Source organism: Streptomyces sp. Je 1-369 (assembly GCF_026810505.1).
Classification (GTDB): domain Bacteria; phylum Actinomycetota; class Actinomycetes; order Streptomycetales; family Streptomycetaceae; genus Streptomyces.
Map to the genome: position 1 here is coordinate 8,679,582 of NZ_CP101750.1, position 11,462 is coordinate 8,691,043.

Annotated in this window: 8 protein-coding genes; all 8 read left to right on the forward strand. The window is 71.2% G+C overall.

Going from position 1 to position 11,462, the window contains the following annotated elements; translation table 11 throughout:
* Positions 1 to 23: 23 nt before the first annotated feature.
* The 8 genes from NOO62_RS38430 to mvk all read left to right on the forward strand — a co-directional run bounded on the left by NOO62_RS38430 (position 24) and on the right by mvk (position 10,980).
* Entirely contained in the window at positions 24 to 1,004 is a 981-nt protein-coding gene (locus NOO62_RS38430) for a carbohydrate kinase family protein (RefSeq protein WP_268768912.1), read from the forward strand.
* Positions 1,001 to 4,501, forward strand: a complete 3,501-nt coding sequence (gene metH, locus NOO62_RS38435) for a methionine synthase (protein WP_268768911.1) — start codon at positions 1,001 to 1,003, stop codon at positions 4,499 to 4,501. The genes NOO62_RS38430 and metH overlap by 4 nt, the downstream gene beginning before the upstream one ends.
* A complete protein-coding gene (metF, locus tag NOO62_RS38440) occupies positions 4,498 to 5,403 on the forward strand; it encodes a methylenetetrahydrofolate reductase [NAD(P)H] (RefSeq protein ID WP_268768910.1) in 906 nt (301 codons plus the stop codon). Before metH ends, metF begins: the two co-directional genes overlap by 4 nt.
* Complete coding sequence (gene ahcY, locus NOO62_RS38445; protein ID WP_268768909.1) at positions 5,381 to 6,844, forward strand: adenosylhomocysteinase; 1,464 nt, start codon at positions 5,381 to 5,383, stop codon at positions 6,842 to 6,844. Before metF ends, ahcY begins: the two co-directional genes overlap by 23 nt.
* 38 nt (positions 6,845 to 6,882) lie before the next feature.
* The gene (locus NOO62_RS38450) at positions 6,883 to 7,023 is read left to right on the forward strand and encodes a hypothetical protein (RefSeq protein ID WP_268768908.1); all 141 of its coding nucleotides are present in this window, start codon (positions 6,883 to 6,885) and stop codon (positions 7,021 to 7,023) included.
* 268 nt (positions 7,024 to 7,291) lie between these two features.
* Positions 7,292 to 7,759 (forward strand): hypothetical protein, encoded by a 468-nt coding sequence (locus NOO62_RS38455; RefSeq protein WP_268768907.1) that lies wholly within the window; start codon positions 7,292 to 7,294, stop codon positions 7,757 to 7,759.
* A 201-nt stretch (positions 7,760 to 7,960) separates the two neighbouring features.
* Positions 7,961 to 9,487 carry an MFS transporter gene (locus NOO62_RS38460; RefSeq protein ID WP_268768906.1) on the forward strand — a complete coding sequence of 509 codons (1,527 nt, stop codon included), beginning with the start codon at positions 7,961 to 7,963 and terminating at the stop codon, positions 9,485 to 9,487.
* A gap of 440 nt (positions 9,488 to 9,927) precedes the next feature.
* Positions 9,928 to 10,980 carry a mevalonate kinase gene (gene mvk, locus NOO62_RS38465; protein ID WP_268768905.1) on the forward strand — a complete coding sequence of 351 codons (1,053 nt, stop codon included), beginning with the start codon at positions 9,928 to 9,930 and terminating at the stop codon, positions 10,978 to 10,980.
* Positions 10,981 to 11,462 lie beyond the last annotated feature (482 nt).

The following is an 11,462-nucleotide window of genomic DNA, read 5'->3' on the forward strand; positions in this document are numbered from 1 at the left end:
CCAGCGTCAAGGAGTGCCCTGCCGTGCGTATCGCCGTGACCGGATCGATAGCGACCGACCACCTGATGGTCTTTCCCGGACGCTTCGCCGAACAGCTGCTCAAGGAACAGCTGGAGCGGGTCTCCTTGTCCTTCCTCGCCGACCGCCTGGAGGTCCGCCGCGGCGGCGTCGGCGCCAACATCGCCTTCGGCCTGGGCCTGCTCGGCCTGGACCCCCTCCTGATCGGCGCGGCCGGCCTGGACTTCGCCGAGTACGGCCACTGGCTGCGCGAACACGGCGTGGACACCGGCGCCGTCCAGGTCAGCGACACCCTGCACACCGCCCGCTTCGTGTGCACCACCGACCAGGACCAGAACCAGATCGCCACCTTCTACGCCGGCGCCATGGCCGAGGCCGCCCACATCGACCTGGCCGCCGTCACCGCCGGCACCGCCCCCGCCCTCGTCCTGATCGGCGCGGACGACCCCGCCGCCATGCTGCGCCACACCGCCACCGCCCACCGCCTGAACATCCCCGTGGCCGCCGACCCCTCCCAGCAACTGGCCCGCCTGGACGGCGAGCAGGCCCGCCGCCTGGTGGACGGCGCCCGCTGGCTGTTCACCAACGCATACGAGGCCGCCCTGCTGCAGGAGCGCACCGGCTGGAGCGAACAGCAGATCCTGGACCGCGTCGGCACCTGGATCACCACCCTGGGCGCCGACGGCGTCACACTGGCCCGCGCCGGCTGCCCCCCGCTGCCCGTGCCCGCCGTCCCCACCGGCAAGATCGCCGACCCCACCGGCGCCGGCGACGCCTTCCGCGCCGGCTTCCTGGCCGGCACCGCCTGGCAACTGCCCCACGAACGCGCCGCCCAGCTCGGCTGCGCCCTGGCCACCACCGTCCTGGAATCGGTCGGCACCCAGGAGTACAAGCTCATCCCCGCCGACCTGACGGCCCGCATCGAGCACACCTACGGAGCCGGCGCCGCCCGCGCCCTGGAGGCGCGGATCGTGAGGACCCTGTGAACCCCACGCCCCGCGCCCGCGCCGCCGCCCTGCGCCAGGCCCTGGCCACCCGCGTGGTGGTGGCCGACGGCGCGATGGGCACCATGCTCCAGGCACAGGACCCCACCCTTGAGGACTTCCAGCAGCTCGAGGGCTGCAACGAGATCCTCAACGTCACCCGCCCCGACATCGTGCGCTCGGTGCACCAGGAGTACTTCGCGGCCGGCGTGGACTGCGTGGAGACCAACACCTTCGGCGCCAACCACGCCGCCCTTGGCGAGTACGACATCGCCCACCGCATCACCGAACTCTCCCGGGCCGGCGCCCGCATCGCCCGCCAGGTCGCCGACGAGTTCACCGCCGCCACCGGACAACAGCGCTTCGTCCTGGGCTCGATGGGCCCCGGCACCAAACTCCCCACCCTGGGCCACACCGGCTTCGCCACCCTGCGCGACGGCTTCCAGGCCAACGCCGAAGGCCTCATCGACGGCGGCGCCGACCTCCTCATCGTGGAGACCACCCAGGACCTCCTGCAGACCAAGGCCGCCCTCCTGGGCGCCCGCCGCGCCCTGGACCGGGCCGGCCTCGACCTGCCGCTGGTGTGCTCCCTGGCCTTCGAGACCACCGGCACCATGCTCCTGGGCTCCGAGATCGGCGCCGCGCTGACCGTGCTCGAACCCCTCGGCATCGACATGATCGGCCTGAACTGCTCCACCGGCCCCGCCGAGATGAGCGAACACCTGCGCTACCTGGCCCGCCACTCCCGCATCCCGCTGCTGTGCATGCCCAACGCCGGGCTGCCCGTCCTGACCAAGGGCGGCGCGCACTTCCCGCTGGATCCCGACGGACTGGCCGACGCGCAGGAGAACTTCGTGCGCGACTACGGTCTCTCGCTGGTCGGCGGCTGCTGCGGGACGACTCCGGAGCACCTGCGCCAGGTCGTGGAGCGGGTCCGGGGCCTGACCCCGCCCGCCCGCACCCCGCGCCCCGAGCCGGGCGCCGCCTCGCTGTACCAGACGGTTGCCTTCCGTCAGGACACCGCGTACATGGCGATCGGGGAGCGGACCAACGCCAACGGTTCGAGGAAGTTCCGTGAGGCGATGCTTGAGGCCCGCTGGGACGACTGTGTGGAGATGGCGCGGGAGCAGATCCGTGAGGGCGCGCACATGCTGGATCTGTGTGTGGACTACGTGGGCCGTGACGGTGTGGCGGACATGGCGGAACTCGCGGGCCGCTTCGCCACCGCCTCCACCCTGCCCATCGTCCTGGACTCCACCGAGCTCCCCGTCATCCGGGCGGGTCTGGAGAAGCTGGGCGGCCGGGCGGTCATCAACTCGGTGAACTACGAGGACGGGGACGGGCCCGAGTCCCGCTTCGCGAAGGTCACCGCGCTGGCCCGGGAGCACGGTGCGGCGCTGATCGCGCTGACCATCGATGAGGAGGGCCAGGCGCGTACTCCCGAGCACAAGGTCGCCATCGCCGAGCGGCTGATCGAGGACCTGACCGGCACCTGGGGCATCCAGGAGTCGGACATCCTCATCGACACCCTGACCTTCACCATCTGCACCGGCCAGGAGGAGTCCCGGGGGGACGGCATCGCCACCATCGAGGCGATCCGGGAGCTGAAGAAGCGTCACCCGCAGGTGCAGACCACGCTGGGGCTGTCCAACATCTCCTTCGGTCTGAACCCGGCCGCGCGGGTCGTGCTCAACTCCGTCTTCCTTCACGAGTGTGTCAAGGCGGGCCTGGATTCGGCGATCGTGCACGCCTCGAAGATCCTGCCGATCGCGCGTCTGGAGGAGGAGCAGGTCACGGTCGCACTCGACCTGATCTACGACCGGCGTGCGGAGGGCTACGACCCGCTGCAGAGGCTCATGGAGCTCTTCGAGGGGGTCTCCACGAAGTCGATGAGGGCGGGCAAGGCCGAGGAGCTCCTCGCGCTGCCGCTGGAGGAGCGTCTGCAGCGGCGCATCATCGACGGGGAGAAGAACGGTCTGGAGGCCGACCTCGACGAGGCGCTCCAGGACACTCCGGCGCTGGACATCGTCAACAACATCCTGCTGGAGGGCATGAAGGTCGTCGGTGAGCTGTTCGGGTCCGGGCAGATGCAGCTGCCCTTCGTGCTGCAGTCCGCCGAGGTGATGAAGACGGCGGTGGCGCATCTGGAGCCGCACATGGAGAAGACGGACGACGAGGGCAAGGGCACCATCGTGCTGGCCACCGTCCGTGGTGACGTCCATGACATCGGCAAGAACCTGGTGGACATCATTTTGTCCAACAACGGCTACAACGTGGTCAATCTGGGGATCAAGCAGCCGGTCGCGGCGATCCTGGATGCCGCGGCGGAGCACAGGGCCGATGTGATCGGCATGTCGGGGCTGCTGGTCAAGTCCACGGTGATCATGAAGGAGAACCTTCAGGAGCTCAACCAGCGCCGGATGGCCGCGGACTACCCGGTCATCCTGGGCGGGGCGGCGCTGACCCGCGCCTACGTCGAGCAGGACCTGCACGAGATCTACGAAGGCGAAGTGCGCTACGCCCGCGACGCGTTCGAGGGCCTGCGTCTGATGGACGCGTTGATCGCGGTGAAGCGGGGTGTGCCCGGGGCGAGCCTGCCCGAGCTCAAGCAGCGCCGTGTGCCCAAGCGCGAGGCGCCGGTGGCCGTCGAGGAGGCCGAGGGTCCCTCCCGCTCGGATGTGGCCGTCGACAACCCGCTGCCCACGCCCCCGTTCTGGGGCACCCGCGTCATCAAGGGCATCCAGCTCAAGGAGTACGCCTCCTGGCTCGATGAGGGCGCCCTGTTCAAGGGCCAGTGGGGGCTCAAACAAGACCGCACCGGCCAGGGGCCCTCCTACGAGGAGCTCGTCGAGAGCGAGGGACGGCCCCGGCTGCGCGGCTGGCTGGAGCGGGTACAGACCGAGGGCCTGCTCGAAGCCGCCGTCGTCCACGGCTACTTCCGCTGCGTTGCCAAGGGCGACGACCTGATCCTGCTGGACGAGGCCGGCGCCGAGCACACCCGCTTCACCTTCCCCCGCCAGCCGCGCGGGCGACGCCTGTGCCTGGCCGACTTCTTCCGCCCCGAGGAATCCGGCGAGACCGATGTCGTGGGGCTGCAGGTCGTCACCGTCGGCTCGAAGATCGGCGAGGCCACCGCGGAACTGTTCGCCGCCGACTCCTACCGCGACTACCTCGAACTGCACGGCCTGTCCGTCCAGCTCGCCGAGGCCCTCGCCGAGTACTGGCACGCCCGGGTACGCGCCGAACTCGGCATCGCCGGCAGCGACCCGGACAGCGTCGAGGGCATGTTCCGCACCCAGTACCAGGGCTGCCGCTACTCCCTGGGCTACCCGGCCTGCCCCGACCTCGCCGACCGCGCCAAGATCGCCGCCCTGCTGCGGCCCGAGCGGATCGGCGTACAGCTCTCCGAGGAATTCCAGCTCCACCCCGAGCAGTCCACCGACGCCATCGTCCTGCATCACCCCCAGGCCAGCTACTTCAACGCCGGAGGCCGGCCATGACCGCCCTGCGCGACCTCATCGACCAGGACACCCCCAGCTTCTCCTTCGAGTTCTTCCCGCCCAAGAGCGACGCCGCCGCCCGCACCCTGTGGAAGGCCATCCGCCGCATCGAAACCCTCGCCCCCACCTTCGTCTCGGTCACCTACGGCGCCGGCGGCTCCTCCCGCGACCGCACCGTGGAAGTCACCAAACGCATCGCCGCCGAAACCACCCTGCGCCCCGTCGCCCACCTGACCGCGGTGGGCCACTCGGTGGCCGAACTGCGCCACATCATCGGCCAGTACGCCGACGCCGGCGTCCGCGACGTCCTGGCGGTGCGCGGTGACCCGCCCGGCGACCCCGGCGCCCCCTGGACCGCCCACCCCCAGGGCCTGACCCACGCCCACGAACTGGTGCGCCTGGTCAAGGAGTCGGGGGAGTTCAGCGTCGGCGTGGCCGCCTTCCCCGAACGCCACCCGCGCTCGGCCGACTGGGACAGCGACATCAAGCACTTCGTCGCCAAGTGCCGGGCCGGCGCCGACTACGCCATCACCCAGATGTTCTTCCACGTCGAGGACTACCTGCGCCTGCGCGACAAGGTCACCGCGGCCGGCTGCACCACCCCGATCATCCCCGAGATCATGCCGGCCACCGACGTGCGCCAGATCAGCCGCTTCGCCCAGCTCAGCGGCGCCGCCTTCCCCGAACAGCTGGCCCACCGCCTGGACGCCGCCCGCGAGGACCCCGCCGAGGGACACCGCATCGGCGTCGAGCACGCCACCACGATGGCCCAGCAGCTGCTGGCCGAAGGCGCCCCCGGCCTGCACTACATCACCCTCAACCGCTCGACGGCCACCCTCGAGATCCACCGCAACGTCACGAACTCAAGGAGCACCCCGCATGACCTCGCAGCCCACCACTGACGGCCACGACTTCAAGGTCGCCGACCTGTCCCTGGCGGCCTTCGGCCGCAAGGAGATCACTCTGGCCGAGCACGAGATGCCCGGTCTGATGTCGATCCGCAAGGAGTTCGCGGCCTCCCAGCCGCTGGCGGGGGCCCGCATCATGGGTTCCCTGCACATGACGGTGCAGACCGCGGTGCTCATCGAGACCCTGGTCGCGCTGGGCGCCGAGGTCCGCTGGGTGTCCTGCAACATCTTCTCCACCCAGGACCACGCGGCCGCCGCGATCGCGGTGGGTCCCACCGGCACGCCGGAGGACCCGCAGGGCATTCCGGTGTTCGCCTGGAAGGGCGAGTCCCTGGAGGAGTACTGGTGGTGCACGGAGCAGGCGCTGACCTGGCCGAACACGCCCACCGGCGGCCCGAACATGATCCTGGACGACGGCGGGGACGCCACCCTGCTGGTGCACAAGGGCGTCGAGTACGAGAAGGCGGGCAAGGTTCCCGCCGTCGACAGCGCGGAGAACGACGAGCACCGCGTCATCCTGCAGCTGCTGAACCGCACCATCACCGAGGGCTCGCAGAAGTGGACCCAGCTGGCCTCGGAGATCCGCGGGGTGACCGAGGAGACCACCACCGGTGTGCACCGGCTGTATGAGATGCAGCGTGACGGCCAGCTGCTGTTCCCGGCGATCAACGTGAACGACGCGGTGACCAAGTCGAAGTTCGACAACAAGTACGGCTGCCGCCACTCGCTGGTGGACGGCATCAACCGCGCCACCGATGTCCTGATCGGCGGCAAGACCGCGGTGATCTGCGGTTACGGGGATGTGGGCAAGGGCTGTGCGGAGTCGCTGCGCGGCCAGGGCGCCCGGGTGATCATCACGGAGATCGACCCGATCTGCGCGCTGCAGGCGGCGATGGACGGCTACCAGGTCACCACGCTCGACGAGGTCGTCGAAAGCGCCGACATCTTCATCACGACGACGGGCAACAAGGACATCATCATGGCCGCGGACATGGCCCGGATGAAGCACCAGGCGATCGTGGGCAACATCGGTCACTTCGACAACGAGATCGACATGGCCGGTCTCGCGCAGCTGCCGGGCATCGTCAAGGACGAGGTCAAGCCGCAGGTGCACACCTGGACCCACCCGGACGGCAAGGTCCTGATCGTGCTGTCCGAGGGCCGTCTGCTGAACCTGGGCAACGCCACCGGGCACCCGTCGTTCGTGATGTCGAACTCGTTCGCGGACCAGACGCTGGCGCAGATCGAGCTGTTCACCAAGCAGGAGGCCTACCCGACCGGTGTCTACGTGCTGCCCAAGCACCTGGACGAGAAGGTCGCCCGCCTCCACCTCGACTCGCTGGGCGTGAAGCTCACCACGCTGAGCGCGGAACAGGCCGCCTACATCGGCGTCGAGGTCGACGGCCCCTTCAAGCCCGATCACTACCGCTACTGACACGGACCGGCCCCCGGCCGCCGGAACAGGAGGAGCACGTGCACGACACCGAAGAGGAGGACACCAGGCCGCCCGGACCGGGCCTGGCCCTGTCTGTTCCGGGCACCCCGCCGCTCCGGCTCGCCGGCATCGACGAGGACGACACCGGGGAGCCCAACGTCGTGCGCGGCATCGACTGACCCCCGCCGCCGGGGCCGCAGCCCCCCAACCGGCCCGGCTCCGGCGGCAGTCCACCCCGCCCCGCCCCCGTGCACGGGGGCGGGGGCGCGCCCCGGTCCGCACGGATCACGCCACCCGCGGCGACCGCCCGGCCGGTTCGAGCGGACATTGAGCGGCTCAAGAGCGGCCATGGGCGACGATGGCCGCTCTTCCCGAAGACCGGCACCACCGCACGCCCGACCGGGGCCCGACACCCACAGCGCGGGCCCCCGTTCACCAGGAGGAGCGATGTCCACAGCCGCCGCCGAAGGCCCCAACGCCCTGAGCGACATCGGGGACGCCCTCGCCGAGGCCGGAGCGGCCTCGCTCACCGGCGAACGCGGCCGGCTCGCCGAGGGCCTGCTGCGGGCCGCCCTGTCCAAATGGGAGGACCCCCAGGCCCGCCCGCAGCTCCTGGGCGCCTTCAGCGCCGTGTTCGCCGACGACCAGGGCGCCGCGCAGATGCGCGACTTCATGTCCCGCCAGATCTTCCAGCAGCTGGCCGCCTCCCTCGACGACGGACAACCCCCCAAGGACTTCGAGGAGGTGGCCAGGGCGCTCGGCGTGCCGCCGATGAACATCAACGCCGCCCAGGCCCAGGTGTGGGGCGTGGCCGTGCTGCGCTACGTCGTGAAGCTGGAGCCGATCGCCTCCGCCTCCGTCGACGACGTCGTCGCCCTCGTCTCGCCCACCATCCAGCGCTACCTGACCGGCTGACCCCGCCCGCACCGCCCCGCCCCCCCCCGGCGGGGGCGGAATCGCGAACTCCCCCTCACATTCCGGAGGGCTGCATCGTCGTACCGGTGGAGACGGCGCCAACCCGCGCACCGCGGGCGCGGGCCACTCACCGGCGCCGGCCGGAATGTCCGCGCGGACGGCCTTCTTGGGTCGCACTTATTCGGAGGAAGTAATCAGGCCATGAGTACTCTCGACAAAGAGTCCACGGGCGGGGCGGAAGCCCCCGTCGGCGACCCGCGGCGCTGGAAAGCGCTGGCCATTTTGGCCGCCATTCAGTTCATGCTCGTCATGGACGTCACGATTGTGCTCGTCGCGCTTCCCGAAATCAGGAGCGATCTGACCTTCTCCACCGAGGGCGACCTCGCCTGGGTCATCAACGGCTATGTGCTGATGGCCGGCGGATTCCTGCTCCTGGGCGGCCGATTGGCCGACATGTACGGCCGCCGCAAGATCTTCATGGTCGGCGTCATCTTCTTCGGTGTCGCCTCGGCCACCTGCGGCGCCGCGATGTCCTCCGGCATGCTGGTCTCCAGCCGCTTCGTCCAGGGCCTGGGCGAGGCGCTGTGCGGCCCGGCCGCGCTCGGCATGATCCCCGTGCTGTTCCCCGACGCCAAGGAGCGGATGAAGGCGCTGGGCGTATGGGGCGGCACCGCCGCCCTGGGCGGCGTAATCGGCTCGGTCGTCTCCGGCGCCCTGACCGAATACGTCGACTGGCGCTGGATCTTCTACATCAACATCCCCATCGCCCTCGCCGCGCTGATCCTGGTGCCCAAGGTCATGCCCGAGAGCCGCATGGAGCGCGAGGGCCGCCGTGTCGACGTCGTCGGCGCGCTGTCCATCACCGGCGGCCTGGTCGCCGTCGTGTACGGCCTGATCAAGGCCGCCGACCACTCCTGGGGCTCCTCGACCGTGCTGATCCCGCTGCTCGGCGGCATCGCCGTGCTGCTCCTGGCGGCCGTCTGGGAGACGCGCACCCCCGACCCGATGGTGCCCATCCGCTTCTTCACCAACCGCACCCGCGTCACCTCCAACGTGGTGACCCTGGCGCTGCTGGCCAGCTTCCACTGCTACGCCTTCCTGCTGATCATGTACATGCAGGACGTCCTCGAGTACTCCGCGATCAAGTCGGGCATGGCCGTGGTGCCGCTGGCCTTCGCGATGGGCGCCGGCATGGGCGCCGCCTCCGGCCTGATGCCCCGCATCGGCGTCAAGGCGGTCCTGGCCATCGGCTTCGGCGGCGCGGCCGCGGGCCTGGTCGTCGCCTCCACCCTGGAGTCCGACTCCACCTACCTCAACGGCGTCCTGCCCGGCATGATCGTCTTCGGCCTGTTCAGCGCCATGTGCTACCCGGCCCTGGTCAACGGCGCGCTCTACCAGGTCACCGGCAAGGACTCCGGCCTGGCCTCCGGCGTGCAGACCGCCATGCAGCAGATCGGCGGCGCGCTCGGCCTGGCCACCCTGGTGCCGCTGGCCATCCGCTACACCACCGACCACATCGGCGACGGCGTCATCCCCACCGTCGCACAGTCCGACGGAACCTCGCGGGCCTTCCAGGTCGGCGCCATCCTGGTGGCCGTCGCCGCGGTGCTCGTCGTCGTCCTGATGCAGAAGGTGGACGCGGTGCCGCGCAACGTGCTCGCCGAGGCCGAGGCGGAGCCCGACGCGGAAGCGGCCGACAAGCCCGCCGCCACCGGCGTCTCCTCGTAACACCGCAATGCCGTCACACCGCAATGCCGTAACACCGCAATGCCGTAACACCGTGCTGCCATAACGCCTTTCGGCGGCCGATGGCCGACGGTTTGTTCTGCCCGTACCGCCCCCGGGTCCTGCCCCGGGGGCGGTACGGGCTTTTCAGCCTCACGTGACCCACACCACCCCCACGCGCCCTAGGCGCAGCCTCATCCCGCGTGTCACTATTCCGGTGCATCCACCCTGCCCAAATACCCTGCCGCGGCGGGGGATTGGGCCGGGGCGCCCCGTATCCGCAACCGGTGAGGCGAATACGCCCCCGGACCGGACCGGCAGCCGGATCGGCACGGCGCAGCACCGGACGGGCCTTACCGCTGCGCCCTGCTACGCCTTTTACGTACCCGTCGTACGTCTGCGTTTCCTCATTCCTTCCGAGAAGTCTGGACGATGCGATCTCCATGCGGAAAACACCAGGGGAGCTGAGCGCGTTGACACCACCGGCCCCGGCCCCGGACGCCGCCCCCGCCGCCCGCCGGGCCCGCACGGTCGGGGTCGGCCGCGCCCACGCCAAGACGATCCTGCTGGGCGAGCACGCCGTGGTGTACGGGGCGCCCGCCCTGGCACTGCCGGTGCCGCAGCTGGCGGTCACGGCCAGCGCCGGCTGGTCCGCGCCGGGCCCCGCCGCCGCCGGCGGGGTGTCCCTGACGATGACCGGCTCCCCCTCCCGGCCGGTGGCCACCGAGGCCTCCGACGGGCTGCGGCAGCTGGCCGCGGAGTTCCGTACCGCCATGGACGTGGCCGCGGACGTGCACCTGGAGGTGATCCTGGACTGCGCGATCCCGCCCGGCCGCGGCCTGGGCTCCAGCGCCGCGTGCGCCCGCGCCGTGGTCCTGGCCCTGGCCGACCTCTTTGGCCGCGAGGTCGATGCGCGCACGGTCTTCGACCTGGTGCAGAGCGCCGAGAACGTGGCCCACGGCCGGGCCAGCGGCGTCGATGCCACCGCCGTGGGCGCGCCCGGCCCGCTGCTGTTCCAGCAGGGAGCCGCCCAGGACCTGGAGGTGGGCTGCGAAGGGCTGTTCATCGTGGCCGACAGCGGCGAGGTGGGCCGTACCAAGGACGCGGTGACCCGGCTGCGTGACGGCTTCACCCGCCACCCCGGCAGCCGGCACCACTTCCTGCGCCGCGCCGCCCTGCTGACCGACCGGGCCCGCCACGCCCTGGCCCAGGACACCCCCGACGACCTCGGCCCCTACCTGACGGCCTATCACCACCTGCTGCGCGAGGCCCGGCTGAGCACCGAGCGCATCGACGCGCTGGTCGAGGCGGCGCTGGCCGCGGGCAGCCTCGGCGCCAAGATCACCGGGGGCGGGCTCGGCGGCTGCATGATCGCGCTGGTCCCCTGCGACCAGGCCGGCGCCGTCACCCGCCGCCTCCACGCGGCCGGCGCGCAGCAGACCTGGGTCCTGCCGCTGACGGCCCGCCGCACCGGCGGCCCCCGCGCCACCTCCTGACCCCCCGCACCGCTTCCTGACCCCCGGCATCCACCCCCGGCGTCACCCGGCGGTACCCGGCGGCACCATCCACGTATCCCGGCACCATCCCCGCACCATCCACGTATCCCGGCACCATCCACGTATCCGTGTACGGACAGGCGAGAGGAGCAGGCACATGAACACCGCCAGCACCGTGTACGCCCTTGGCCCCGGCACTGCCCCCGGCACCGGGACCGGCACCGGGACCGGCACCGGTCCCGGCTCCGCTGTGTCCGCCCGCCCTTGCACCGGCCCCCGCCCCTTCGGCGATGATCCGGTTCTGTTTCTGCTGACGCGCGGGGGAGGCGGCCGTGCGGCCGCGGGGCCGACCCGGCGCGCATGGTGAACGGCTACCGTCCGCCCCGCGACAGCGGCTGACGGCCGGCGCAGGAGGGACGCGCGGGGAGCACCCGCGGCGCGGCACACCGCCCGCCGCCGCCCCCGCCGCCCGTCTTCCCCTC

What these genes read in the sequence shown, in the direction of transcription:
- ahcY (WP_268768909.1), top strand. Translation starts at nt 5,381, where the DNA reads ATGACCTCGCAGCCCACCACTGACGGCCACGACTTCAAGGTCGCCGAC.
- NOO62_RS38460 (WP_268768906.1), top strand. Translation starts at nt 7,961, where the DNA reads ATGAGTACTCTCGACAAAGAGTCCACGGGCGGGGCGGAAGCCCCCGTC.
- mvk (WP_268768905.1), top strand. Translation starts at nt 9,928, where the DNA reads ATGCGGAAAACACCAGGGGAGCTGAGCGCGTTGACACCACCGGCCCCG.
- NOO62_RS38455 (WP_268768907.1), top strand. Translation starts at nt 7,292, where the DNA reads ATGTCCACAGCCGCCGCCGAAGGCCCCAACGCCCTGAGCGACATCGGG.
- metF (WP_268768910.1), top strand. Translation starts at nt 4,498, where the DNA reads ATGACCGCCCTGCGCGACCTCATCGACCAGGACACCCCCAGCTTCTCC.